At 62.7% G+C, this 23094-nt stretch carries 25 protein-coding genes; 18 read left to right on the top strand and 7 right to left on the bottom strand.

Translation table 11 applies throughout. From position 1 onward, the window contains the following. Nucleotides 1–33: 33 nt before the first annotated feature. From JL2886_RS07120 to JL2886_RS07095, 6 genes are all read left to right on the top strand, one after another. A complete protein-coding gene (locus JL2886_RS07120; RefSeq protein WP_065271374.1) occupies nt 34–756 on the top strand; it encodes a competence/damage-inducible protein A in 723 nt (240 codons plus the stop codon). Next, a complete protein-coding gene (locus JL2886_RS07115; RefSeq protein ID WP_065271373.1) occupies nt 753–1469 on the top strand; it encodes a GNAT family N-acetyltransferase in 717 nt (238 codons plus the stop codon). Before JL2886_RS07120 ends, JL2886_RS07115 begins: the two co-directional genes overlap by 4 nt. An 18-nt stretch (nt 1470–1487) precedes the next feature. Then, on the top strand, nt 1488–2060 hold the full coding sequence (locus JL2886_RS07110; protein ID WP_065271372.1) for a peroxidase-related enzyme: 573 nt from the start codon (nt 1488–1490) through the stop codon (nt 2058–2060). An 83-nt stretch (nt 2061–2143) separates the two neighbouring features. Next, on the top strand, nt 2144–3043 hold the full coding sequence (locus JL2886_RS07105) for an OmpA family protein (RefSeq protein WP_065273582.1): 900 nt from the start codon (nt 2144–2146) through the stop codon (nt 3041–3043). Nucleotides 3044–3262: 219 nt separating this feature from the next. Further along, nucleotides 3263–4654: an MATE family efflux transporter gene (locus JL2886_RS07100; RefSeq protein ID WP_065271371.1), complete on the top strand. Its 1392-nt coding sequence runs from the start codon at nt 3263–3265 to the stop codon at nt 4652–4654. Further along, entirely contained in the window at nt 4651–5079 is a 429-nt protein-coding gene (locus JL2886_RS07095) for a glyoxalase superfamily protein (protein ID WP_065271370.1), read from the top strand. The genes JL2886_RS07100 and JL2886_RS07095 overlap by 4 nt, the downstream gene beginning before the upstream one ends. A gap of 83 nt (nt 5080–5162) precedes the next feature. Here the strand turns inward: JL2886_RS07095 and JL2886_RS07090 are convergent, their stop codons facing one another. Next, the gene (locus JL2886_RS07090) at nt 5163–6068 is read right to left on the bottom strand and encodes a LysR family transcriptional regulator (protein WP_065271369.1); all 906 of its coding nucleotides are present in this window, start codon (nt 6066–6068) and stop codon (nt 5163–5165) included. Nucleotides 6069–6313: 245 nt separating this feature from the next. Between JL2886_RS07090 and JL2886_RS07085 the strand changes: the two genes are divergently transcribed. Further along, the gene (locus JL2886_RS07085) at nt 6314–6637 is read left to right on the top strand and encodes an NIPSNAP family protein (protein WP_065271368.1); all 324 of its coding nucleotides are present in this window, start codon (nt 6314–6316) and stop codon (nt 6635–6637) included. Further along, nucleotides 6634–6978: an antibiotic biosynthesis monooxygenase family protein gene (locus JL2886_RS07080; RefSeq protein WP_065271367.1), complete on the top strand. Its 345-nt coding sequence runs from the start codon at nt 6634–6636 to the stop codon at nt 6976–6978. The genes JL2886_RS07085 and JL2886_RS07080 overlap by 4 nt, the downstream gene beginning before the upstream one ends. Before the next feature lie 249 nt (nt 6979–7227). On the opposite strand, the gene JL2886_RS07075 is transcribed toward JL2886_RS07080, so the two are convergent. Further along, nucleotides 7228–9255 carry an NADPH-dependent 2,4-dienoyl-CoA reductase gene (locus JL2886_RS07075; protein ID WP_065271366.1) on the bottom strand — a complete coding sequence of 676 codons (2028 nt, stop codon included), beginning with the start codon at nt 9253–9255 and terminating at the stop codon, nt 7228–7230. 133 nt (nt 9256–9388) lie between these two features. Here JL2886_RS07075 and JL2886_RS07070 point away from each other — a divergent pair, with 133 nt between their 5' ends. Both JL2886_RS07070 and JL2886_RS07065 read left to right on the top strand, forming a co-directional pair. Continuing rightward, the gene (locus tag JL2886_RS07070; RefSeq protein WP_065271365.1) at nt 9389–9871 is read left to right on the top strand and encodes an RNA pyrophosphohydrolase; all 483 of its coding nucleotides are present in this window, start codon (nt 9389–9391) and stop codon (nt 9869–9871) included. 1 nt (nt 9872) lies between these two features. After that, a complete protein-coding gene (locus JL2886_RS07065) occupies nt 9873–10394 on the top strand; it encodes a hypothetical protein (protein ID WP_133245362.1) in 522 nt (173 codons plus the stop codon). A gap of 9 nt (nt 10395–10403) precedes the next feature. Here JL2886_RS07065 and JL2886_RS07060 read toward each other — a convergent pair whose 3' ends face one another. After that, on the bottom strand, nt 10404–11276 hold the full coding sequence (locus JL2886_RS07060) for an EamA family transporter (protein WP_065271364.1): 873 nt from the start codon (nt 11274–11276) through the stop codon (nt 10404–10406). 83 nt (nt 11277–11359) lie between these two features. On the opposite strand from JL2886_RS07060, the gene JL2886_RS07055 reads away from it, so the two are divergent. Further along, nucleotides 11360–11848, top strand: coding sequence for a MarR family winged helix-turn-helix transcriptional regulator (locus tag JL2886_RS07055; RefSeq protein ID WP_065271363.1), 489 nt, complete (start codon nt 11360–11362; stop codon nt 11846–11848). Between the two features lie 110 nt (nt 11849–11958). On the opposite strand, the gene JL2886_RS07050 is transcribed toward JL2886_RS07055, so the two are convergent. Beyond that, nucleotides 11959–12948, bottom strand: coding sequence for an adenosine kinase (locus tag JL2886_RS07050; protein ID WP_065271362.1), 990 nt, complete (start codon nt 12946–12948; stop codon nt 11959–11961). Continuing rightward, nucleotides 12945–13589 carry an endonuclease III gene (nth, locus tag JL2886_RS07045; RefSeq protein ID WP_065271361.1) on the bottom strand — a complete coding sequence of 215 codons (645 nt, stop codon included), beginning with the start codon at nt 13587–13589 and terminating at the stop codon, nt 12945–12947. The genes JL2886_RS07050 and nth overlap by 4 nt, the downstream gene beginning before the upstream one ends. Before the next feature lie 187 nt (nt 13590–13776). Here nth and JL2886_RS07040 point away from each other — a divergent pair, with 187 nt between their 5' ends. The 4 genes from JL2886_RS07040 (at nt 13777) to JL2886_RS07025 (ending at nt 17172) form a co-directional block, all read left to right on the top strand. After that, complete coding sequence (locus JL2886_RS07040; protein WP_065271360.1) at nt 13777–14682, top strand: methylated-DNA--[protein]-cysteine S-methyltransferase; 906 nt, start codon at nt 13777–13779, stop codon at nt 14680–14682. Nucleotides 14683–14820: 138 nt separating this feature from the next. After that, a complete protein-coding gene (locus tag JL2886_RS07035) occupies nt 14821–15486 on the top strand; it encodes an OmpA family protein (protein WP_065271359.1) in 666 nt (221 codons plus the stop codon). Between the two features lie 199 nt (nt 15487–15685). Next, nucleotides 15686–16228, top strand: a complete 543-nt coding sequence (locus JL2886_RS07030) for an NADPH-dependent FMN reductase (protein ID WP_065271358.1) — start codon at nt 15686–15688, stop codon at nt 16226–16228. An 86-nt stretch (nt 16229–16314) separates the two neighbouring features. Then, a complete protein-coding gene (locus JL2886_RS07025) occupies nt 16315–17172 on the top strand; it encodes an FAS1-like dehydratase domain-containing protein (RefSeq protein WP_420480634.1) in 858 nt (285 codons plus the stop codon). A 237-nt stretch (nt 17173–17409) separates the two neighbouring features. Here JL2886_RS07025 and JL2886_RS07020 read toward each other — a convergent pair whose 3' ends face one another. Next, complete coding sequence (locus JL2886_RS07020; protein ID WP_065271357.1) at nt 17410–18474, bottom strand: NAD(P)/FAD-dependent oxidoreductase; 1065 nt, start codon at nt 18472–18474, stop codon at nt 17410–17412. Between the two features lie 58 nt (nt 18475–18532). Here JL2886_RS07020 and mnmD point away from each other — a divergent pair, with 58 nt between their 5' ends. Continuing rightward, on the top strand, nt 18533–19201 hold the full coding sequence (gene mnmD / locus JL2886_RS07015; RefSeq protein WP_065271356.1) for a tRNA (5-methylaminomethyl-2-thiouridine)(34)-methyltransferase MnmD: 669 nt from the start codon (nt 18533–18535) through the stop codon (nt 19199–19201). Next, nucleotides 19198–20085 (top strand): DMT family transporter, encoded by an 888-nt coding sequence (locus tag JL2886_RS07010; protein WP_065271355.1) that lies wholly within the window; start codon nt 19198–19200, stop codon nt 20083–20085. The genes mnmD and JL2886_RS07010 overlap by 4 nt, the downstream gene beginning before the upstream one ends. On the opposite strand, the gene JL2886_RS07005 is transcribed toward JL2886_RS07010, so the two are convergent. Beyond that, on the bottom strand, nt 20059–22017 hold the full coding sequence (locus JL2886_RS07005; RefSeq protein ID WP_065273579.1) for a lytic transglycosylase domain-containing protein: 1959 nt from the start codon (nt 22015–22017) through the stop codon (nt 20059–20061). The genes JL2886_RS07010 and JL2886_RS07005 overlap by 27 nt on opposite strands. Nucleotides 22018–22157: 140 nt before the next feature. Between JL2886_RS07005 and dapA the strand changes: the two genes are divergently transcribed. Next, nucleotides 22158–23030 carry a 4-hydroxy-tetrahydrodipicolinate synthase gene (dapA, locus tag JL2886_RS07000; protein ID WP_065271354.1) on the top strand — a complete coding sequence of 291 codons (873 nt, stop codon included), beginning with the start codon at nt 22158–22160 and terminating at the stop codon, nt 23028–23030. Nucleotides 23031–23094: the final 64 nt, after the last annotated feature.

The raw sequence follows: 23094 nt of genomic DNA, 5'->3' as shown, positions 1-23094 counted from the left end.
CTGCCTTAACACCGGATCAAGAGGAGAGGCGCCATGGGCAATCCAACCGCTGCAATGCTGGTTATCGGGGACGAAATCCTGTCGGGGCGCACGCGCGATTCGAACATGCATTTTCTGGCCGGAGAGTTGACCAAACACGGCATCGACCTGCGCGAAGTTCGCATGATCAGCGATGACGAGGTGGCGATTATCGCAGGTGTCACCGCGCTGTCAGAAACCCATGACCATGTCTTCACCAGTGGCGGTATCGGGCCAACCCATGATGACATCACCGCCGATTGCATCGCCAAGGCATTTGGCGCGCATCTGGATGTCCGGGATGACGCCCGCGCGATCCTGCAGGCCCATTACGACAAATCGGGAACCGAGCTGAACGAAGCACGCCTGCGCATGGCCCGCATCCCGGATGGCGCTGCGCTGATCGACAATCCGGTGTCGGCGGCGCCGGGCTTTACGCTCAAGAACGTGCATGTGATGGCCGGGGTCCCGTCTGTGTTCGAGGCGATGGTGGCCAGCGTCCTGCCCACCCTGACCGGTGGCAGCCCGCTGTTGTCACAGACCCTGCGCGTGATGCGCGGCGAGGGCGAGATCGCAGGCAATCTTTCGGCGCTTGCAGCGGATTTCTCTGATCTGTCGATCGGCTGCTACCCGTTTCAGAAGGACGGGGCTTTTGGGGCCAATGTGGTTGTGCGCGGCGCCGATGGCGCCCGCGTCGACGTGGCGGTCACGCGCCTTGCACGGGAGCTGGACCTGTGAGCACCGATCCCCTGTATTACGCTGTGGTTGATGGTACCTGGCCAGCGGCCTCAAAACGCGATCTTGGCCCAATCACCCTGCGCGAAGGGCAGGGTGGCGGCAGCCGGGTATCGGCGGCCACCACCAATGGTCCGGTCAACAAGGATCAGATTGCCGCTGCCGAAGAGGCCATGCGCGCCATGGGGCAGGAGCCCCTGTTCATGATCCGCGATGGCGATGATGTGCTGGATGCGCAGTTGGCGGCGCTGGAGTATGAGATCAAGGATCCGGTCAATATCTGGACCTGCCCACCGGCAAAGCTGACCGATGTGCCGATCCCGCGGGTCACCACCTTCTGCGTTTGGGAGCCGCTGGAAATCCAGCGCGAGATCTGGATCGCGGGTGGCATCGGGCCGGGGCGTATGGCGGTGATGGAGCGCGCACCGGGGCCGAAGACGGCACTGCTTGGGCGGTTCAACGACAAACCCGCCGGGGCGGGGTTCGTGGCTATCCACGATGAGGTTGCCATGGTGCACGCGCTGGAAATCCTGCCGCATCAGCGGCGCAAGGGGATGGGCGCATGGATGGTGCGGCAGGCGGCCTTTTGGGCGGCTGAACAGGGCGCGCGCGAGTTAGCGCTGGTCTGTACCAAGGCGAACGCCGGGGCAAATGGTCTTTATGCCTCACTTGGAATGACCTGCAGGGGGCAGTACCACTACAGGCACAAACATTGAGGGAGGAGAAAGAAGACCATGACCGATCAGCAAAACCCAACAGCGCTTGACCTGCCGCAGGTGGATCCGCTGCCGCCTGCGACGCAGAAGTATTTCGATATCTGTCAGGACAAACTGGGCATGGTGCCCAATGTGCTGCGGGCGCATGCCTTTGACATCGAAAAGCTGAACACATTCACCGCGCTTTATAACGATCTGATGCTGGGCGACAGCAACCTGAGCAAGCTGGAGCGGGAGATGATCGCGGTGGTGGTGTCTTCCTACAACCGCTGTTTCTACTGCCTTGCGGCACATGGCGCGGCGGTGCGTCAGCTGTCGGGTGATCCCAAGCTGGGCGAGATGCTGGTGATGAACTACCGGGTCGCGCCGCTGGATGCGCGCCAGCGGGCGATGCTTGATTTTGCCCTGCAACTGACCCGCGCCAGCGCCGAGGTCGAAGAGGCCGACCGGCAGGCCCTGCGTGATGTTGGTTTCAGCGATCGTGACATCTGGGACATTGCCAATGTGGCAGCCTTCTTCAACATGACAAACCGGGTGGCCAGCGGCACCGCTATGGTCCCGAACGACGATTACCACGCCCAGTACCGGTGATTGGGCGGTTTTTCATATCATTGGCGGCGGCCCTGTTTGTCGGGGCCGCGCTTTTTGTCTCGGCACCTTTGGCCCAGGCTGAAATGTCCTTACCGGTCGGCGCCCAGGCGCTGGCGCTGCGGGAAACCCCACTGGGCACCTATGCCTTGCCAACCGGCCCTGTGGGCGCCGATGGGGTGCCGTCCCGCGCGATCGAAGGGCGGATTTTGCGCCGCACCTATCGGATCCGGGGCGAGGCGACCGTTTTGCAGGTTCTGGCGCCATTGCGGGAGCAGTTGCTGGAGACAGGATACGAGCTGCTCTTTCAATGCGAGGCGCGCCAGTGCGGCGGCTTTGATTTCCGATTCGGCATTGAGGTGGTTCCAGCCCCGGATATGGCCGTCAGCATTGGCGATTATCACTTCCTGTCCGCCGTGAAGGGGGAGAGCGCCGTGACTCTGCTGGCCTCGCGCAGTGGCACCTCGGCCTATCTTCAGATCATCGAGGTCTCACCGCCCGAAGCCGCGGCGCTGGAACTGGCCCCATCCATTCCAGCAGAGCAGGCCGAGACGGCAGAAGCTGTCGGAGCAGGCACCGAAAGCCTGCCAGATGCCGACCCTACCGATCTGGCGCAGGCATTGCTGGAGCAGGGCCGGGCGATCCTGCCGGGGCTTGATTTCGGGACCGGAGATGTGGCGCTGGGCCAGGGAAATTATGAAAGCCTGAAAGCACTTGCCGAATTCCTAGCCGAATTTCCCGACTATTCCGTGGTTGTGGTTGGTCACACCGATACGGTTGGCGGGTTGCAGGACAATACCGACCTGTCGCGGCGCCGGGCCGAGGCCGTGAAGACCCATCTTGTGGAGAAGTCCGGGGTGGATGAAACCCGGATTGAGGTGGCCGGTGTCGGCTATCTGGTGCCGGTCGCATCGAACCTCACGGCCGAAGGGCGGGAGGCAAACCGCCGGGTCGAGGCGGTGTTGCTGCCACGGCCAAAACCCTGAGGCAGGGCCATCACTGGCCACCGGAAAAGGGCTTGACCGGCGCAAAAGCCTGCTCTACCCCAAGGGCAGGCCGCAGACGCCCGCCCCCCGCAGACGTGTACTCGTCGAGGTGAAGTTCTGTTTATTGCTATTGTTTCTGTCACCTTCTCCGCGTCTCGCGCGGGTGGTAACGCGGGTCCCATCCATTGAGCGAGATCGACGCATGAGGGCTTCAGAGCGATGCAAGATCCGACTCCCAATACATTTCTGACCGGGCGATTGCCGGTCATTTTCGCGAAAACCGCGATACCCATCATATTCGTCATGAGCATGAACGGCCTTCTGACGGTCGCCGATGCCCTGTTTCTGGGGCATTTCGTTGGCCCGCAGGCGCTGGCGGCGGTCACCGTGGTGTTTCCGTTTTACATGCTGATCGTGGCCTGCGCCACGCTGGTCTCTGCCGGCATGTCGAGCCTTCTGGCCCGCCACCTTGGCGGCTCCCGCTTTGATGAGGCCGAGCGTATCTATGCCGCTGCGCATTGGCTGGCCCTAGTCGTGGGGGGCATACTGATCCTGCTTTACCTTGGCCTGGGTGGGCAGCTGATCTGGCTGGTCACCGGCGGCGACAGCGCGCTTGCCGAATTGTCGGCCAGCTATCTTGGCATCCTGATCTTTGCCACGCCGCTGACCTTTGTGCTGGCGGTCAATTCTGACGCCCTGCGCAACGAGGGGCATGTGGGCATGATGGCCGCGATGAGCCTGCTGGTGTCGATAGGCAATATCGGTTTCAACTACCTGATGATCGCGGTGCTGGATCTTGGCGTTGCCGGTTCGGCCTATGGCACGGTCGAGGCGCAGCTTTTGGCGCTGGGCGTGATCCTTGCCTATCGTCACAGCCGTGGCACCCTGCTGCATCCGGTCATGGTGCTGCGCAACGTAATCCTACAGGGCAGCGGGCGCATTCTGGCGCTGGGCGCTCCGCAAAGCCTTGGCTTTATTGGTATCGCGCTTGGCTCCTCGGCGATCCTGACAGCTTTGCAGATGGTGGGCAGTTCGGACTACGAGGTTACGGTCACAGCCTATGGAATCGTGACGCGGGTCGTCACCTTTGGCTTCCTGCCGCTCTTGGGGGTGTCGCAAGCGATGCAGACGATCACCGGCAACAACTTTGGCGCGGGGCTGTGGCAGCGCAGTGATAACAGTCTGCAGATCGCCGTTCTGGTGGCACTGGGGTTCTGCCTGTCTGTGCAGGCGGTGTTCAGCCTGTTTGCACCTCAGATCGCAGCGGCCTTTGTGACCGACCCTGCTGTGGTTGCAAAGGTGGCAGGGATCATGCCGGTGATGCTGGCCTTGTTTGTCCTGTCGGGACCTCTGATGATGCTGGCGGCCCATTTCCAGGCCATCGGCGATGCCCGCCGGGCGGCGGTGCTGAGCCTGACAAAGCCATTCGCATTTGCCATTCCGCTGACCTTTGCCCTGCCGCTGTGGTTTGGTGAAATGGCGATATGGTGGGCGGGGCCGTCGGCCGAGGTCCTTCTGCTGCTGTTGGCGGTCTGGGTCCTGTGGGCCCGCGCGCGCAGCACCCAGCTGAACTGGGGGGTATTCACGTCAACAGAGGAGGCGCGGTCATGAGCGCAACACTTCCGACACTGGTCGAAGCCAAGGCGCAGGCCAAACGTCTGCGCACCGGGCTGGAGGCCGAAGGGCGCGAGATCAGCCACAGTCAGAGCCTTGAACTGGTCGCCCGGCAGCATGGGTTTCGCGATTGGAATACTTTCCACGCCGCGATGGGTAACCGGCCGCCAGAGGGTTTCACCCCCGGTGGGCGGATCGAGGGGACCTATCTGTCGCAGCCCTTCGCGGCGACGGTGCTGGCGGTCGAGATGCTGCGACCCGGTTGGTTCCGGCTGGAACTGGATTTCGACGAGGCGGTCGACGTGGTCACATTCGACAGTTTCTCGAACTTCCGCAAACGGATCCGGGGCACGGTCGGTCCCTCGGGCACCTCGCGGGAGCGGACCTCGGACGGGACGCCGCATCTGGTGATCGAGATCTGAGACCTTGTTCCCAAGACAAAAGAGCCCCCCGCAGTGTGCGGGGGGCAGTTTCACGAGGGAGGGTCGTGTGTTTCAGGGGCCAGTCACCACTTCACCGGGTCGCGGTCGGCAAAGGCATGGACAAGGAAATCAATGAAGGCGCGCACCTTGGGCTGGGTGAATTTCCCAGGCGGGTAGACGGCATAGATGCCCAGAGTTTCGACCGGCAGGTTGGGCATCACGTCTTCGATCAACCCTTCTGACATGGCTTCCGAGTAGAGGTAGCTGGGCAGGTAGGCGATGCCGAGGCCAGAGATGGCCGCATTCAGAAGCGATTGCCCGTCGTTCACCGACAGCCAGCCGGTCGTGCGAACCTGACGTTTCTCGCCAGAAGGGGCGGTGATCTTCCAGACATTGCCACTCGACTGGTTGGAATAATGCAGAAGCTTGTGGGTGTTCAGATCGTCGATCTTTTGCGGCCGCCCGTATTGCTCCAGATAGGCGGGCGAGGCGATCATACGTTTGGTGGTTTCGGTCAGCTTGCGGGCTCTGAGCGAGCTGTCTTCCAGCTCGCCGATCCGCAGCGCCATATCAAAACCTTCCGAGATCAGTTCGACATAGCGGTTGTTCAGCACCATGTTGACGGTGATCTCGGGGAAATCGCGCAGGAATTCGGACAGGACCGGCGACAGGTGATTGACGCCGAAATCGGTGGCGACCGAGATCCGCAACAGGCCCGAAGGTGCGGATTGCATCGAGGTCACCAGCGCATCGGCTTCGCCAGCATCATTCAGGACGCGCCGCGCCCGGTCGTAATAGGCCAGCCCGATTTCGGTGGGTGACACCCGCCGGGTTGTGCGGTTCAGAAGACGTGCGCCAAGCCGGGCTTCGAGGCTGGAAACGTGTTTGGAGACAGCGGATTTGGAGATCCCCATCTTGCGCGCCGCATCGGTGAACCCGCCCTGGTCCACAACATTTGCGAAGGCCTCCATTTCGGTCAGTCGATCCATCGTTGCCCGTCCTCGTCCTGTTGTCTGACCTCAGGTTTTGACGGGCAATTCGGGCAAGAACGGGGCGAGCTTGGGATAATTGCGGGGTTTTTACTGCATCGTTTACGCTTGCGAAACGAAATCCTGAGGCGCGGGAGGGGCCGGGGGCTGGACAAAAGGCGATGCTTCGCTCCGCACCGAAGCCTTTGTCGGGCAGGGGGCGGTAAATCCCTGCCATCCAATCACGATCTCAAGAGGAGTTTCCCATGCTGACCTGCGTCATCCGTTATCACATCGATCCCACCCAGCATGATAATTTTGCGCAATACGCCCGCAATTGGGGGCAGGCGATCCCGCGCTGTGGCGCTGACCTGATCGGATATTTCGCACCGCACGAAGGGTCGTCAACGCTGGCCTACGGGATCTATAACGTGGACAGTCTTGCCGCCTATGAAAACTACCGCGCCCGTCTGGCCGAGGATCCTCTGGGGCGGGAGAACTACGCACTTGCCCAGCGGGAGAAATTCCTTGTCCGCGAGGACAGGACGTGGCTCAAACGGGTTTCTGAACCACATGGAGACAGCGCATGATCGCGGTAATTTTCGAAGTCACACCGGCAGCGGGTAAGAAGGAGCCTTATCTGCAGGTCGCAGCCCGGATGCGGGATCTGCTGGAGGATATGGAGGGCTTCATCTCGGTCGAACGGTTTCAGAGCCTGACAAACCCCGAAAAGCTGCTGTCGCTGTCCTTCTGGGAGGATGAAGAGGCGGTGGCGCGCTGGCGCGCACTGTCTGAACATCGGGGCGCACAGAAACAGGGACGCGACAATCTCTTTGCCGGGTATCGCCTGCGCGTGGCCGGGGTGATCCGGGACTATGGTATGGAAGAGCGCGATCAGGCACCTGAAGACAGCCTTGAGGTGCACGGCTGAACAGGCGGTAGAATGCGCCTGTAGGACAGGATTTCCGATCCGCTTGAGGCTTGGAGAGGCGAGCCATCATAGCAACGAGAGGCGCGTTCCTCCCGCCTGTCGCCTGGCCTTTTGAAAAAGACCAGCTCCCGTTGGGCGTGGCACCGCGCATCGCGCGGTGCACGCCCAAGGCCGCCAAGGGAGGCGGTGCAATCGGGCTGCCAGCGGATGCGGGAGCGCACCGCTGCTGATCGTGACCTGCCGGACCCGTCATAGGGTGGCGGCGAGGCGGGTGCCTTGGTTGATCGCCCGTTTGGCATCGAGTTCCGCTGCGACATCGGCGCCACCGATCACATGGGCGGTGATGCCTTTCGCCGCCAGCGCATCGGCCAGCGTGCGTTCCGAAAGCTGACCCGCGCAAAGCACGATGGTGTCGGCCGGGATCACGGTCGGGTTTTCCCGTGCCTCGCCAAAGCTGACGTACAGGCCCGCATCGTCGATCCGCTCATAGTTCACGCCGCCGACGAATTCGACCTCCTTCATCTTCAGCGCAGCGCGGTGGATCCAGCCGGTGGTCTTGCCGAGCCTTTTGCCGTGACGCTCCGCTTTGCGCTGCAGCAGGGTGACGTGGCGGGCCGGTGCCTCGGGCTGCGGCCCTTCGGGGGCGAGGCCTGAGCGATGCTCGGCCGGATCGGTGACGCCCCATTCCTTCATCCACAGCGGCAGATCTGTGGTCGGGCTGGTACCTTCGTGCAGCAGGTATTCGGAGACATCAAAACCAATCCCGCCCGCGCCGATCACTGCGACGTGCTCACCCACCGGGGCCTTGCCCCGCAGCACATCGATATAGCTCAGTACGTTGTCGCGGTCCTGCCCGGGTATACCCGGATCGCGCGGGATGACGCCGGTTGCGATCACCACCTCGTCAAACCCGGTCAGATCCTCGGCTTGGGCCTCGCGGCCCAGCTCCAGCGAGATACCGGCATCTGCGACCATGGCGCGGTACCAGTCCACCAGCCCCCAGAACTCTTCTTTTCCGGGCACTTGCTTGGCCATGTTGAGCTGGCCACCGATTTCATCCGCCTTGTCAAACAGCGTCACCTTGTGTCCTCGCTGGGCGGCGGTAAGGGCCGTGGACAGGCCCGCAGGACCAGCGCCAACGATGGCGACAGTTTTGGGCGTAGCGGCCTTTTCGATCACCAGTTCGGTCTCGTGGCAGGCCTGCGGGTTCACCAGGCAGGAGGTCAGTTTGCCCCCGAACGTGTGATCCAGACAGGCCTGATTGCAGGCGATGCAGGGCGCGATATGGCTGGCTTGCCCGGCTTCGGCCTTGGACACGAAATGCGCATCCGCAAGCAGCGGGCGGGCCATCGACACCATGTCGGCGCAGCCGGTTGCCAGAACATCCTCGGCAACCTCGGGCGTGTTGATCCGGTTCGAGGTGACGACGGGGATGGAAACCTTGCCCATCAGTTTCTTGGTGACCCAGGCAAAGGCCGCGCGCGGCACCGATGTGGCGATGGTGGGAATGCGGGCCTCGTGCCAGCCGATGCCAGTGTTGATGATCGTAGCGCCTGCCTGCTCAATCTTCTGCGCCAGCTGCACCACTTCATCATGGGTCGAGCCATCGGGCACCAGATCGATCATCGACAGGCGATAGATGATGATGAAATCACTGCCGACCGCTTCGCGGGTGCGGCGCACCACCTCGATCGGCAGGCGCATGCGGTTTTCATAAGATCCGCCCCAGCGGTCGGTGCGTTTGTTGGTATGGGTGACCAAGAACTGGTTCAGGAAATACCCTTCGGAGCCCATGATCTCGACCCCGTCATAGCCAGCCTCTTTTGCCAGCCGGGCTGCATTCACGATGTCCGAGATTTGTTTCTCGATCCCGTCCTCGTCCAGCTCGGTCGGCGGGAAGGGCGAGATCGGCGATTTGATGGCGCTGGGCGCCACGCATTTTGGCCCATAGGCATAGCGCCCGGCGTGCAGGATTTGCATGGCGATCTTGCCGCCTGCCGTGTGCACGCGGTCCGTGACAATGCTGTGGTTCTTCACGTCCTCTTCGGTGGTCATCATCGCGGCCCCGGGCAGGACCGAGCCTTCGAGGTTGGGGCCGATGCCGCCGGTCACCATCAGGGCAACGCCGCCCCTTGCGCGTTCGGCGTAGAATTCCGCCACCCGGTTCCAGTCGCGGGTCTCCTCAAGGCCCGTATGCATGGACCCCATCAGCACGCGGTTTTTCAGCGTGGTAAAGCCAAGATCCAGCGGCGCCAGAAGGTTTGGGTACGCAGTCATGACACTCTCCCTATCGTTTGCCGGGCAGGATCGCGCCACGGCGGGCGTTTGTCACCTGTCAACGCGGCGTCACCCCCTTGCGTGCCCCGGCGGCAGCAGGTCTAATCGCCGGGAACAGACCCAGGGAATGCCAATGACACCGGAAGACATCGCCAAGCTGCCCTATCGCCGCAACGTCGGCGTGATGATGATAAACGCCGACGGGGAGGTCTTTGTCGGACAGCGCGCGGATCGCTACAAGGATGCCTGGCAGATGCCGCAGGGCGGGATCGACGAGGGTGAGGACCCGCGCACCGCGGCGCTGCGGGAGCTGGAGGAAGAAACCGGCGTTCTGCCCTCTCTGGTCGAGATTGTAGCCGAATCGGAAGGCTGGCTGCCCTATGATCTGCCACATGACGTGGTGCCCAGCTTCTGGGGGGGGCGTTATCGCGGGCAAGAGCAGAAATGGTACCTGATGCGGTTTCTGGGCAGCGACGATCAGATCAGAATCGACACCGAACATCCGGAATTTTCCGCCTGGTGCTGGCAGCCGGTAGAGCATCTGGTGGAGAAGATCGTCCCCTTTAAGCGCGAGGTCTATGCGCGGGTGGTCGAGGAATTCGAAAGGTACTTATAGAATGGTACGACTTCCCAAGCTGGTTCGCCGGGCGGCGTCGTTGTTTGTATCCTGTGTGGCGTTCGGCACTGCCACCTCTGCTTCCGCGCTCAGCTGTGTGCCCTGGGGCGTTCCGGAGGCCTATCTTGCGGCGGCGAATTCCAACCGCTCCTACGCAATCCTGCAGGGTCGCCTGTCTTTTGATGAACGTCGCCTGCCACGACCGCCTGCCGGAAACCCCAATGCGGCCCCGCCGGTCACCCAGTTTCGCGGAAGTTTCAACGGGGACCTTCTGGGGGCACGGGATTTCGATCAAGCCGTGCGCGCCGATGTGGTGATCGAGGTGCAATGCATGGGGCCGTGGTGCGGCAAGGCCAAATCCGGTGTTGAGTATCTGATTTTTGCCGAACAGCGGGGCAGGGACCTGATCGTCCGTTTCGATCCCTGCGGCAGCTTTGCCTTTGGCGGCGATGTGCACAGCTTTCGCAAGCAGGTGCTGGACTGCCACCGCGGCAAGGCCTGTGTGCCTCTGGCGCCGCAGTAGCAGACGGGGTCACTCCGCAGGCGCGGGGCGCGGGCGTGCCGGTTTGGTTGCAGCCTGACCCAACCAGACGCTGAACAGGGCGAAGATGGCGCCGGTCAGCTGGTAGATGCTGAGGGTTTCCTGCATCCAGAGCCAGCCCAGGATGACGGCGGTCAGCGGGCTGAGCACCCCCAGAAGCGATACGGCTGAGGGTTCGATGCGCGACAAGCCCCGGAACCACAGAATATAGGTCAGCGCGCCGCCGATCAGGCTCATATAGGCGAGGCCAAGGATGTTCTCTGCGGTGAATGTGGGCATTTCCGGCACTGCCCAAAGTGTGACGGGCATCAGCAGGATACCCCCTGCAGTCAGCTGCCAGGCGGTAAAGGTTAGGGGCGGCACCGGCGGCTGCCATTTGCGGGTCAGCACAACCCCGGCCGCCATCGACAGGGCGCCAGCAAGGCCTGCCAGAACTCCGATCATGTCCAGCTTTGCCGCGGGCGTCAGCACCAGCAGGGCAACCCCTGCGATGCTGAGCGCCGCGGCCAGGAGCGACGCAGGCCTGATGGGCGATTGCAGAACCAGCGCCGACAGGAAGACCACGACCAGCGGCTGTATCGCGCCCAGGGTCGCAGCCACCCCGCCGGGCAGGCGGTAGGCGGACAGGAACAGGAAGCTCCAGAACAGAGAGAAATTCAGCGCGCCAAGCACCATGAGCTTTGGCACCCAGTTGAGCGGTGGCAGCCTGCGCACGAAGAGGAGCAGCAACAGCCCCGCCGGCAAGGCGCGCAGTAGCGCCACGACAAAGGGTGAATGACCGGGCAAGAGGTTGGTCGTCACGATATAGCTGCTGCCCCAAATGGCAGGGGCCAGCGCGGTCAGAAAGAGGTCGCGGGACAGCATGGGGTCTTCTCCAAAATTATCTCGACATCGAAGTAACAATATTTAATCTTGACGTCAAGATGTCTCTCCGCAAAACAGGAAAGATGGATCATGTGGATTTTGTCACCCAGCAATGGGAACGGGAGCGGCCGGACCTTGATGTGTCCGCCATGGGAATAATCGGCCGGGTGGGGCGCCTTTATCTTGCCTATCAGGCAGAGATGCAGAGGACGTTTCAACGTTTTGGTCTCAACGCCGCCAAATTCGACGTGCTGGCGACACTGCGCCGGGCGGGCGCGCCATATGAATTGTCTCCAGGGGATCTCTTGAAGGCGACGATGGTGGCTTCGGGCACGATGACCAACCGGATTGACCGGCTGGAGGCGGACGGGCTGGTGCGCCGCAAGGTGAACCCGGCGGACAGCCGCAGTTTCCTGATTGCCTTAACCGAAAAGGGCGGTGCGCTGATCGACGAGGCCCTGGAGGCGCATGTGGCCACCCAGTCGGGGCTGCTTAAAGGGCTAAAGGCAGAGGAGCTGGACCAGTTCAAAGACTTGCTGTCCAAGGCATTGATCTCGGCCGGAAGCGATTGAGGCCCTGCGCGGGCTAATGCCCTTGCGTCCTAAGCCCGACGAAAGGGAGTGCCCCTTGGGGCATATTCGATGGGCGGGAGTTTTCCCGCCCACGGATTTGGCTCTGTGACTTAGAGCAGCCCTTCGGCCTGCAGCACCGCGCGCATGTCCTTTTCGGGACGCGGGCCGATATGGCTGATCACCTCGGCGGCGCAGATGTTGCCGATCTTGGCGCAGGTCTCCAGATCGCGGCCCGTTGCCAGACCGAAGAGGAACCCGGCCGCGAACTGATCGCCAGCACCGGTAGCATCGACGGGCACGACCTTGGTGACCGGAACATCGATGCGGGTCTCGCCCGCAATCACCGAAACCCCGTCGCCGGAGCGGGTGCAGACCACCAGCGGACAGATTGCGGCGGTCTTGGCCAGGGCCTCCTCCAGATCTTCGGTTTCAAACAGCGAGCGGATTTCGGCTTCGTTGCCGATCACGAATTCCAGTTCATTCTCGATCAGCGACAGGAAATCGGCGCGGTGGCGTTCGACGCAGAAAGGATCGGAGATGGCGATACCGGGCTTGCCGCCACCCTTGCGGCAATCGCGGGCGGCCTCCATGAAGGCGGTCTTGCCCTTGTCCTTGTCAAAGAGATAGCCCTCAAGGAACATGATCTGGGTCTGACCGGCCACCTCGTTCGGCACATCTGCAGAGCTGAGTTCGGAGGAGATGCCAAGATAGGTGTTCATCGATCGCTCACCGTCCGGGGAGACAAAGATCATCGAGCGCGATGTCGGCAGCTCGCCACCCGGGACCGGCGGGTTGACGAAATCGACGCCATCTTCGTTCATCGCATCGGCGTAGAACCGGCCCAGAGCATCGTCATGCACGCGCCCGATAAAGGCCGCATCGATGCCAAGCGCACCTGCACCGGCAATGGTATTGGCGACCGAGCCACCGGGGGTTTGCACGCGGCCTTCCATCGCACCATAAAGCACTTCGCCGCGATCCCGTTCGATCAACTGCATGATGCCTTTCTCGATCCCCATGTGATCGAGAAAGCTGTCATCGCATTGGCTGATCACATCGACGACGGCATTGCCGATGCCGACAATCTGGTAGGTCTTCATAGATTCTTGTCCTCATATTGGCACAGGTCGCGGATGATGCAGGTGCCGCACATCGGCTTGCGTGCCTTGCAGTGATAGCGGCCGTGCAGGATCAGCCAGTGATGGGCATGCTGCTGGAAATCGACCGGAATATTGTCTTCGATGGCGCGTTCGACCGCGTCCACATCCTTGCCCGGGCAGATGCCCGAGCGGTTGCCGACCCGAAAGATATGCGTATCCACTGCCTGTGCCGGGTAATGCCACCACATGTTCAGAACCACATTGGCGGTCTTGCGGCCGACACCGGGCAGGGATTGCAATGCGGCGCGGGAATTGGGCACCTCGCCGCCGTAGTCGTCGACCAGAATGCGGGCCATCTTGATGACGTTCTTGGCTTTGTTGCGGTAAAGGCCGATCGTCTTGATATGTTCGATCAGCCCCTCTTCGCCGAGGTCGAGCATCTTTTGCGGCGTATCGGCGATCTTGAACAGCTCATGCGTTGCCTTGTTGACGCCTGCATCCGTCGCCTGCGCCGACAGGGCGACGGCCACCACCAGCGTATAGGCGTTGACGTGATCCAATTCGCCCTTGGGTTCCGGCTCGGCGGCCTGAAAACGCGAAAAGATTTCGCGCAGTGTATGATAGTCGAGTTGCTTGGCCATGCTGCTCCTTTTGCCGGTCTGCGGCGAAGGGCGCAAATGAAAAAACTCCAATGGTTTCATCGTGCCGCAGGCGCTGTTGTGCTTGCAACAGATCGCTCGGGCCCCCGCAATGCGCAAATTCCGGGTCGCCGGTCGCCGGTGTCCGCTCTACTGTGTGACCGGACCCTTTGCAGGAGAACAGGGAAAGATGCGCGAAGCGGGTGAACAGAGCTATCACTATGGCGTCATAGGCCGGGCCATTGAGCTGATCGACGCGGGCGGAGAGGATCTGGGTCTTACAGAGCTGGCCGCTCACATGAACATGAGCCCGGCGCATTTCCAGCGGGTGTTTTCGGCCTGGGTTGGTGTTTCGCCCAAACGCTATCAGCAGTATCTGCGGCTGGGCCACGCCAAGAGCCTGCTGCAAGAGCGGTTTTCAACCCTTGAAACGGCCCACGCGGTGGGGCTGTCCGGCTCCGGGCGGCTGCACGATCTGTTCCTGCGCTGGGAGGCGATGAGCCCCGGTGAATACGCCCGCAAAGGCGCGGGGCTGACAATCCGTTGGGGGTGGTTCGACAGTCCATTCGGTTTGGCGCTTGTCATGGGCACCGAGAAGGGGATCTGTGGTCTCGCTTTTGCGGCCGAAACCGGGGCTGAGCCGACCCTGGCCGATATGCGCGCGCGCTGGCCAAATGCCGATTATGTCGAAGACCCGATGATGCTGCGCCCCTTGGCCGAGGCGATCTTTGCCCAAAAAGGCGAGGCTGCGCTGCACATGATGGGCGCGCCGCTGCAGATCAAGGTCTGGGAGGCGCTACTGCGGATCCCGTCGGGCCATGTCACCACATACTCCGAACTCGCCCGTGCCATTGATAACCCACGCGCGGTGCGGGCCGTGGGGACGGCTGTGGGCAAGAACCCTATGAGCTGGCTCATTCCCTGCCACCGGGTCCTGCGCAAGGGCGGCGATATCGGCGGCTATCACTGGGGAGTGCCGGTCAAACGCGCGATGCTGGCTTTTGAGGCCGCGCGCGATGACAGCGCGTCGGAGAAAGAAGCGGACTTTCCAGCTGTGACAGGCGAAGCCGAAGAAACTGGGCGGCAAACCGCCTAGGTTTTGCACTCTGCGCTTGAGCAGCAGCGCCGCAGCGATGATATAATCAAATAAAATCAGCGGTGCGTGAGACCTCGCCGGGCAAGGACGAGCCAAGCCCGGACAGAGGCGCGCGAAACAGGCAAGAAGGTTGGCAAAATGACGATTTTGAAATTCTCGACGGTTGCGGCAGTGACGGTTGCGCTGGGCCTTGGCGCCTGCACCGATCCGGCACTGCTGAACAGTGATGGTACGCCCAGCAAGGAGAAGCAGGGCCTGATCGCAGGTGGCATTCTGGGTGCGGGTATCGGTGCCCTCTCGAATTCCAGCAACAAGACGGGCGCCGTTCTGGGCGGCGCTGCGGTCGGGGCGATTGCGGGCGGGCTGATCGGCAGCCAACTGGACAAGCAGGAAGCCGAGTTGCGTCAGTCGATTTCGAGCGACGGCATCTCGATCGTTAACACCGGCGACAGGCTGGTGGTATCGCTGCCCAATGATCTGACCTTTGCCACCGACAGTTCCGCAATCAGCCCGTCGGTTCGTTCTGACCTGTTGAAAGTGGCGGACAGTCTGGTGCGCTATCCCAACAGCACCGTGCAGGTTATCGGCCATACCGACAGTGACGGGGATGCGGCCTATAATCAGGGCCTGTCCGAGCGTCGCGCCAATGCCGTGGCCGATCAGATCCAGGCTGGCGGTGTGCCCTACAACCGGATCCGCACCATCGGGCGCGGCGAAGAGCAGCCCGTGGCCAGCAATCTGACCGAAGCTGGCAAGGCGCAGAACCGGCGGGTGGAAATCGTCGTCATCCCCACCGGCGGCTGAACCTGGCAGGCCGGGTGACCTGCGCCAGGACGCGCGCAGGCTGTGCATTTCCGCGCCCCGGGCGCGGGCTTTGCCAGCTGATGCACAACACTTGCGCGGTCACTCGGGTATGAGGCATCCCGGTCTTTGCTTAAGCTATTGGTAAGTCAGGTCCATGACAGGGCCTTGAGTGTCAATGTGTTAGTCAAGGAATGTTCTGATGTCCGATCCGCTACTTCTCACTTTTTCCGGATCCCTGCGTGGGGCTGCAACCAATCGCATGCTGCTGAAGGAGGCGGTGCGTCTGTTCGGTGCCTGCTCCCACGTGGAGGGCGACCTGAACCTGCCGCTGTACGATGGCGATGACGAAGATCGCGATGGTGTGCCTGCCGGGGTGCAGCTCTTGGCTGATCAGATCGCTGCGGCGGATGCGGTGTTGATCTCGACCCCGGAGTATAACAAAGGCCCCTCTGGGGTTCTGAAGAACGCGCTGGATTGGGTCAGCCGCACCAAGGGCAAGCCCTGGGCGGGTAAACCCGTGGCAGTCATGTCGGCGGCGGGTGGCCGCTCGGGTGGTGAGCGGGCGCAGATGGTGCTGCGCGGTTTCATGGTGCCGTTTCAGCCGCGCCTTGTGTCCGGGCCCGAGGTGCATCTGGCCAATTCGTCGAAGGAGTTCGACGAAAGCGGCCAGCTGACAAGCGAGATCTACCGGGGCACGCTGGAAACGCTGATGCAGAACCTGCGCCGCGAAATCGAGCGCTGATCAAACCGTAAAGGGCTGGGGCGCGTCAGCGTCCCTCCCGGTCTTCGGCGGCTTGTCCTTTCCGAAGACGTGGCTAAGGTCACGGGATGAGTGATTTCAGTCCCACAAACCCCGCCCCCCATGCTGAATCTGGCTCCGATACCAGCCCAGAGGTCCGGCAAACCGATGTCATGGATCCGGCCCGCGCTGCAGCGTTTCAGGTGGCGCTGGGGCAGGAGGCGGATATCAGCGCGGGCAGCGCTCTGCCGCCGTTCTTTCACCAACTGTACTTCTGGACCCCGCAGCCGCCCGAGGCACTGGGCCGCGATGGTCATCCGCGGGTCGGCGGCACGGGCGGGCTGATCCCCGATTTGGGTCTGCCCCGGCGCATGTGGGCTGGGGGGCAGTTGCAGTTCGACGCGCCCCTGCGGGTCGGCAGTCCGGCAGAAAAACGCTCGGTTCTGGAAAAGGCCGAACATAAAAACGGGCGCAGCGGGCCGCTGGCCTTTGTCACCCTGCGCCATGAGATCTGGCAGGAAGGACAGCTGTGCCTCACCGAATGGCAGGATCTTGTCTATCGCGAGGATCCGGGCCCACAGGCGCCAAAACCGGTGCCGCCTGAGGCGCGGACGGATGAGCGTGATGCGCGGGAGGCGGCGTTTTCATCGACGCTGCTGTTCCGCTATTCGGCGCTGACCTTCAACGGGCACCGGATCCATTATGATCTCGACTATGCGCGCGATGTCGAAGGCTATGACGGTCTGGTGGTGCATGGTCCGCTTTTGGCGCAACACCTGATGTTGCTGGCCGAGGAGGTGGGGGGGGCCTTGCGCAGCTTTGCCTTTCGCGCTTCCTCGCCATTGATGCATTTTGAAACGGCTACGTTTTGCCGCAATGGCGAGGATCTGTGGGTCAGAGGCCCGGATGGACGACAATGCATGAGCGCCACGGCAGAGTTCGCATGAGGGGGAGGCTCCCGCCTGCCGGGCCATATTCTGCGAATAGGGCGCTGCCAGTTGGGCCCGGCGCCGCTGCGCGGCGTGAAAAGATCTGCTGAGAAGCGTTTTGAGGGGCAGATCTGCCCTCAAAAGCGCCTGTCCCAGTTTGGGATGTTCCGCTCCGCCTCAAGGGCAAGGCGCGCGATGCGCGCAGGCTGCGCCTCCCTTGACCCGGAGCGAAACGGTGGGGCAGAGGCGGCGGTGTCAGAGGTTGTCTTCGACGCGGAAGCCTGCAGGGATGGCATCGATCTGGTCCAGCAGGAGATCGGCCATGACCTCGGCGACCTTGGGGGCCATGCCGAAGCCGATCTTGAAGCCTCCGTTGGCGATGAAATGCCGGCTGCGGCCCGGCCAGGGGCCAAGCATTGGCGCCCGGGATCTTGCGCGCGGGCGCACCCCGGCCCAGCGTTCGATGAGCTCGGCGCCTTGGAGAATGGGAACGGCGGCGCGGGCGCGTGCAAGGATGTCGTCGAGCTGAGCGTCCGTCTCTGCGCCGTTTTCGAACTCCCGCTCGCTGGTGGAGCCGATGGCCACTGTGCCATCCGCATGCGGGATGATGTGCAGGCTGTCGGCGTACAGCTGGGGAACCTCTCCGGCATCATGGCGCAGCAGGGCGGCCTGTCCTTTGACGCCGTTGCCGATGGTTTTCCCCACGGTTTTGCCAAGCGTTTGGTTCAGGTCCAGTAGCCCTGCATGGCCGGTGGCGTGAACAACCTGACCCTGATCGGTGCCGTCTTCGCCTACAGTCACACCCTGTGCCTTCAGCGCGGCGACGAGTGCGGCGCAGGCTCGGCGCGGATGCATGCGGGCGCTGAGCGTGTCGTGAATCACAAGGCCGGTGGCACTGGGTGGGGCCCACCCCCCAAACTCCTCTGCCGCGCAAATGCGCCATTCGGCCTGTTGCCCGGCATCGGTGCGCCAAAGCTGGGCAGCGGTGCTTTCGCGCTGGCGGGCCAAATCCAGCACTCGATCGTCATTGATGGGCTGCAGACGGCCGGTGCGGCCATAGCCGGGGGAGACGCCGCCCGCATGTTCCACATCGCGCCAGAAATCTTGTGCCATCAAAAGACTTTCGAACTGGAATTGTTTCTTGGCATTCCAGTTTTCCGGCACATGCGGGGCGAGGGCTCCGACAAGGCCGCCGCTGGAGCCTGCGCCGGGGCCGAAGGGGTCGATCACCTGAACCTTTGCGCCGCGCCGGGCGCAGATGCAGGCGATCGAAAGACCAAAAATGCCCGCGCCGCGCACCGTGATATCTGCCATTGCCATTCGCCCGCCCTTTCGCCAGTGTCGCGCCGTTCCGTGACATCACTTAGGGGAAAACAGCATGGCAGACCAGCAGGCCCGGCTCAGTTGGCGTGATGGCATCATTCCGGTGTCCGATCAGTTCGATGACCCCTATTTTTCGATTCACGACGGGCTGGCGGAGACGGGGCATGTGTTCCTGGCCGGGAATGATCTGCCTGCGCGGTTCCGCCCCGGTTTCCATATTGCCGAGCTGGGGTTCGGGACCGGTCTGAACCTGCTCGCCGCCTGGAAGCTCTGGGAGGAAAGCGGGCAGGTGGGCGCATTGCAATTCACCAGTTTCGAGGCCTTCCCGATGGTGCCTGCCGATATGGCCCGGGCGCTGGAGACCTTTCCTGCGGTCGCGCCCTGGGCCGAAAGGTTCCTCGCGGTCTGGACGGGGCAGGGCAGCTGCGATCTGGGCACGCTTTGCTTCGAGATGATCACTGGCGACGCGCGCCTGTCGCTGCCAGAGTGGACGGGGCGGGCCGATGCCTGGTTCCTGGACGGGTTTTCCCCGGCCAAGAATCCGGAGCTGTGGGGTGAGGATTTGATGGCCGACGTGGCCCGGCACACGGCCCAGGGGGGCAGCGCCGCGAGCTATACGGCGGCGGGTTTCGTGCGCCGGGGGCTGGAGGCGGCGGGCTTTGCCGTCACACGCATCCCCGGCTATGGGCGCAAACGACATATGACAAAGGCGGAACTGGTATGAGCAGCGCAGAGGTCCACGAGGCAGGCAATAACACGCGGCTGGGCGTGATGCTGATGATTGGCGCCACCATCGTGTTTGCGCTTCAGGACGGGATCTCGCGACATCTGGCCGGGGAATACAACGTCTACATGGTGGTGATGATCCGCTATTGGTTCCTGTCTCTGTTTGTGGTCTCCATCGCTTTGCGGCAGCCGGGCGGTCTGAAAAAGGTGGCGCGGACCCGGCAGATCTGGCTACAGATCTTTCGCGGCTTTGTCTGCGCGGCGGAAATCTGTGTCATGGTTCTGGCCTTTACTCTGTTGGGGCTGGTGGAAAGCCATGCGGTTTTTGTTTCCTACCCCTTGATGATCGCGGCCCTGTCGGGGCCGATCCTGGGGGAGAAGGTCGGGATTTGGCGGTGGAGCGCCATTCTGATCGGTTTCCTTGGGGTGCTCATCATCCTGGAGCCGGGGATCGGCGTGTTCCAACCGGCTGCACTGGTACCGCTGCTGGCTGCACTGATGTTCGCTCTTTATGGGCTTCTGACGCGCTATGCCGCGCGCAAGGACAATTCGGCCACCAGTTTCTTTTACGTGGGCGTTGTCGGCGTTGTCTTTATGACGCCGATCGGCCTGTGGAACTGGGAGGCAATGAGCGCGCCGGACTGGGGTTGGATGGGGCTATTGTGCCTGACCGGCGCTCTGGGGCACTATCTGCTGATCCGTTGCTATGAGGCGGCAGAGGCAAGCGCGGTGCAGCCCTTTGCCTATCTGCAGCTGCCCTGGGCGGCGATGCTGGGGCTTGTGATCTTTTCGGAAACCATCCGGTTCAACGTGGCGCTGGGCGCCGGGATCGTGGTGGCGGCGGGGCTGTTCACCCTATGGCGCGAACGCCGCCAGCGTTGATCCGGTCAACTCCCGCGAAAACGGCACCGGCAGCGGTGTCTGCCCCAGCCGTGCGCGATAGACCGGCAGGCTTTCGGTGACGCGCATTACGTAGTTGCGGGTCTCGTTGAAGGGGATGTGCTCGATCCAGTCGATGATGTTCGGGGTGCCGTCGCGGGGGTCGCCATAGCGTTCCATCCAGGCCGCGGGGCGATGCGGGCCTGCGTTATAGCCAGCTGCCATCATCACCACGTTGCCACCGAACTCTTCGGCGAGACGGGCAAGATACTGCGCGCCAAGGGTTGCGTTATAGTCCCATTCAGCGGTCAGGCGGGCGGTCTCGTGCTCGGACAGGATGCCCATTTCATTTGCGACCAGTTTTGCCGTGGCAGGCATCACCTGCATCAGCCCGCGCGCGCCTGCGTGGCTGATCACGCCGGGGTCGAATTCGCTTTCGCGCCGGGCGATGGCCAGCGTCATCTCCGGCGCCATCGGCAGATCCTTTTTCGCCACCGGGTGCAGCGGGTAATAGGCGCCCTTCAGCTCGATCCCGGATTGCGCGGCGCGTTTTCCGATCATCACCGCCAGATGCGGCCGGTCCATTTCCACCGCCATTTGACCGAGCTGAAAGGCCTGCTCGGACGGCAGGCTTTCGGTCAGATGGGTGAGGAACCGTTCGGCCAGCACATCCTCTCCGGCGCGCAGCAGCAGCAGGCCCGCTTCGGTGACCGAGGAATTGAGGTAGGGGGCACTGCGCCAGTCCGGCAGCGCAGGCGGATTGGCAAGATCCGGATCGAAGGGGCGGCCAAGCGCCTCGGCGGCGAGGATCCCGTAAAAGGAGGTTTGATAGGCGGCAGCCCGGGAGTAGGCATCATGCGCCCTGTTTACTTCTCCCATCTCGGCATAGGCACGGCCCAACCAGTAGCCGCCGCGCCCGACCGAGATCGGGGTTTCGACCGAGGCGAGGAAGCGCTCGAAGTGCTTTGCGGCCAGACCGGGATCGTTCAGCTTGCGCAGGGCGATATAGCCGGCCAGCCATTCGCAGTCAGAATAGCCATAGCCTGCTTCGGGCGTGGAAAAATGATGGGCGGCCAGCTGGTAGGCGCGTTCGTGGTTGCCATCCCGCATGTCCTGCCGGGCCAGATCGCGGCGGCGGCGCAGCCATTTTTCCGGCGCTCCCAGTTTGTCGGTGCTGGTGCTGCGATCCATTAGCATCTGGATGGCGTCCTCGCGGCGTCCTTTTTTGTCGCGCCAGTCGAACCGGTCGTAGGCCAGACCGGCATCATCCTGCAAATCCGCTGGGATTGCCGCGATCTTGGCATCGACGCCCGGGGTGCGCTGCTGCAGGGCCAGACGGGCCTCGGCCAGCTTGCGCGGACCGTCCGACACCAGGTCCAGCATGCGCGGCGCACTGACATGGTGGCGGTCCCACAAGAGCCGGTTCAGCCGGGCCGTATGATGCGGTTTCAGCAGGGCGCTGAAATCGGCGAGATAGGCGTCCTGTACCTCGGACGTCATCGGCATGGTGCGCCAGGCCATGACGATTTCGGCCTCACCATCGCCCCGGCGCCCCGCCGCGATCAGCGCGCGGCCAAGGCTCAGCGCGCCTTCGGCTGTCTGGGGGCGGTTGCCAGAGTAGAATGACAGAATGGTCTCGCGGTCGGCCGTGGCCAGTGCCGCTTCGCTTTTTTCCCGCAGATAGGGCAGGCCGGGCCAGTCGGGGCGACGCGCCAAAAAGGCCATGACATCGCGCGCCGAGCCTTCACCCGCGCGCAGACGGTGCCATTCGATCACGTCGCGGGCGACGGTGGCTTCGGGGCCTGCCATCTCTCCGGCGGCGTCCCAATGCTGCCCCCGGACCAGGTCCAGAGCGTCAGCAAGCCTGTCCGCCTGCGCTATCTGCGGGGTAAGCAGGGGCAGGAGCAGCAGAATGAAGGCCAGAATGCGTGTCATGTCTTGCATTTTCTCGTGAACCGGGGATAGAGGCTGTGACGATAATCCGTGACGCGCCGGTATCAACTCAAAACCCGGTCAAGTCCACTATTCCGGCGGCGCTTTGCCTGCCGACCATTCGCAACTAAGGGAGCGTGCCCATGTTCAAAGGCTCTATGCCAGCCCTCGTCACCCCGTTTCGCAACGGCGAGCTGGATCTGGATACGCTCAAACACTTGGTAGAATGGCATATCGAGCAGGGCTCGACCGGTATTGTGCCCGTTGGCACCACTGGCGAAAGCCCGACGCTGAGCCATGAAGAGCACGAGACCGTGATCGCCGAGGTGGTCAAGGCGACGGCAGGCCGGGTGCCGGTCATCGCGGGCGCTGGCTCCAACAATACCGTCGAAGCGATTCGTTTTGTCGAGTTTGCGGCGCGTATCGGTGCAGATGCGGCGCTGGTGGTGACGCCCTATTACAATAAGCCGACCCAGCGCGGCATGGTGGCGCATTTTGAGGCCCTGCACGACTGCGCCGATATTCCGATCGTGATCTACAACATTCCGGGCCGCTCGGTCGTCGACATGACACCGGCCACCATGGGCGAGCTGGCCAAGCTGCCCCGTATCGTTGGCGTCAAGGATGCCACCGGCGATCTGGCCCGCGTCAGCCAGCAGCGCGGTTCGTGTGGTCCCGACTTCATCCAGCTGTCGGGTGAGGATGCAACCGCGCTTGGCTTCAATGCCCATGGCGGCGTTGGCTGCATCTCGGTCACCGCGAACGTGGCACCGAAGCTCTGCGCCGAGTTCCAGGCGGCGACTTTGGCGGGCGATTACAAGACCGCGCTGGACTATCAGGATCGCCTTATGCCCCTGCACGAAGCGATCTTTATCGAACCCGGCCTTGTGGGCGCGAAATACGGCCTGTCGAAACTGGGCCTGTGCAGCGAAGAGGTCCGCTGCCCGCTGACCACGCTGGAAGACAGCACCAAGGCAGCGATCGACGCGGCCATGAAGCACGCAGGCCTGATCTAAGGCCAACCGGTTTTCCGATTTAAGAAGGCGGCTCCTTTCGGGGCCGCCTTTTTCGTTGTTCAAA

It is taken from the genome of Phaeobacter gallaeciensis (assembly GCF_001678945.1).
In the GTDB taxonomy this organism is placed as follows: domain Bacteria; phylum Pseudomonadota; class Alphaproteobacteria; order Rhodobacterales; family Rhodobacteraceae; genus Phycobacter; species Phycobacter gallaeciensis_A.
The sequence above is the reverse complement of the archived record's forward strand: the minus strand, read 5'-3'. Positions and strand labels throughout refer to the sequence as shown.

Bases quoted from the DNA above. Each gene is read 5' to 3' on its own strand.
- JL2886_RS07035 (WP_065271359.1), top strand. From the start codon at position 14,821: ATGACGATTTTGAAATTCTCGACGGTTGCGGCAGTGACGGTTGCGCTG.
- JL2886_RS07055 (WP_065271363.1), top strand. From the start codon at position 11,360: ATGGATCATGTGGATTTTGTCACCCAGCAATGGGAACGGGAGCGGCCG.
- JL2886_RS07050 (WP_065271362.1), bottom strand. From the start codon at position 12,948: ATGAAGACCTACCAGATTGTCGGCATCGGCAATGCCGTCGTCGATGTG.
- JL2886_RS07095 (WP_065271370.1), top strand. From the start codon at position 4,651: ATGAGCGCAACACTTCCGACACTGGTCGAAGCCAAGGCGCAGGCCAAA.
- JL2886_RS07110 (WP_065271372.1), top strand. From the start codon at position 1,488: ATGACCGATCAGCAAAACCCAACAGCGCTTGACCTGCCGCAGGTGGAT.
- dapA (WP_065271354.1), top strand. From the start codon at position 22,158: ATGTTCAAAGGCTCTATGCCAGCCCTCGTCACCCCGTTTCGCAACGGC.
- JL2886_RS07120 (WP_065271374.1), top strand. From the start codon at position 34: ATGGGCAATCCAACCGCTGCAATGCTGGTTATCGGGGACGAAATCCTG.
- JL2886_RS07105 (WP_065273582.1), top strand. From the start codon at position 2,144: ATGTCCTTACCGGTCGGCGCCCAGGCGCTGGCGCTGCGGGAAACCCCA.
- JL2886_RS07070 (WP_065271365.1), top strand. From the start codon at position 9,389: ATGACACCGGAAGACATCGCCAAGCTGCCCTATCGCCGCAACGTCGGC.
- JL2886_RS07100 (WP_065271371.1), top strand. From the start codon at position 3,263: ATGCAAGATCCGACTCCCAATACATTTCTGACCGGGCGATTGCCGGTC.
- JL2886_RS07030 (WP_065271358.1), top strand. From the start codon at position 15,686: ATGTCCGATCCGCTACTTCTCACTTTTTCCGGATCCCTGCGTGGGGCT.
- JL2886_RS07010 (WP_065271355.1), top strand. From the start codon at position 19,198: ATGAGCAGCGCAGAGGTCCACGAGGCAGGCAATAACACGCGGCTGGGC.
- JL2886_RS07065 (WP_133245362.1), top strand. From the start codon at position 9,873: ATGGTACGACTTCCCAAGCTGGTTCGCCGGGCGGCGTCGTTGTTTGTA.
- nth (WP_065271361.1), bottom strand. From the start codon at position 13,589: ATGGCCAAGCAACTCGACTATCATACACTGCGCGAAATCTTTTCGCGT.
- JL2886_RS07080 (WP_065271367.1), top strand. From the start codon at position 6,634: ATGATCGCGGTAATTTTCGAAGTCACACCGGCAGCGGGTAAGAAGGAG.
- JL2886_RS07005 (WP_065273579.1), bottom strand. From the start codon at position 22,017: ATGACACGCATTCTGGCCTTCATTCTGCTGCTCCTGCCCCTGCTTACC.
- JL2886_RS07025 (WP_420480634.1), top strand. From the start codon at position 16,315: ATGAGTGATTTCAGTCCCACAAACCCCGCCCCCCATGCTGAATCTGGC.
- JL2886_RS07085 (WP_065271368.1), top strand. From the start codon at position 6,314: ATGCTGACCTGCGTCATCCGTTATCACATCGATCCCACCCAGCATGAT.
- JL2886_RS07040 (WP_065271360.1), top strand. From the start codon at position 13,777: ATGCGCGAAGCGGGTGAACAGAGCTATCACTATGGCGTCATAGGCCGG.
- JL2886_RS07060 (WP_065271364.1), bottom strand. From the start codon at position 11,276: ATGCTGTCCCGCGACCTCTTTCTGACCGCGCTGGCCCCTGCCATTTGG.
- JL2886_RS07090 (WP_065271369.1), bottom strand. From the start codon at position 6,068: ATGGATCGACTGACCGAAATGGAGGCCTTCGCAAATGTTGTGGACCAG.
- JL2886_RS07020 (WP_065271357.1), bottom strand. From the start codon at position 18,474: ATGGCAATGGCAGATATCACGGTGCGCGGCGCGGGCATTTTTGGTCTT.
- mnmD (WP_065271356.1), top strand. From the start codon at position 18,533: ATGGCAGACCAGCAGGCCCGGCTCAGTTGGCGTGATGGCATCATTCCG.
- JL2886_RS07075 (WP_065271366.1), bottom strand. From the start codon at position 9,255: ATGACTGCGTACCCAAACCTTCTGGCGCCGCTGGATCTTGGCTTTACC.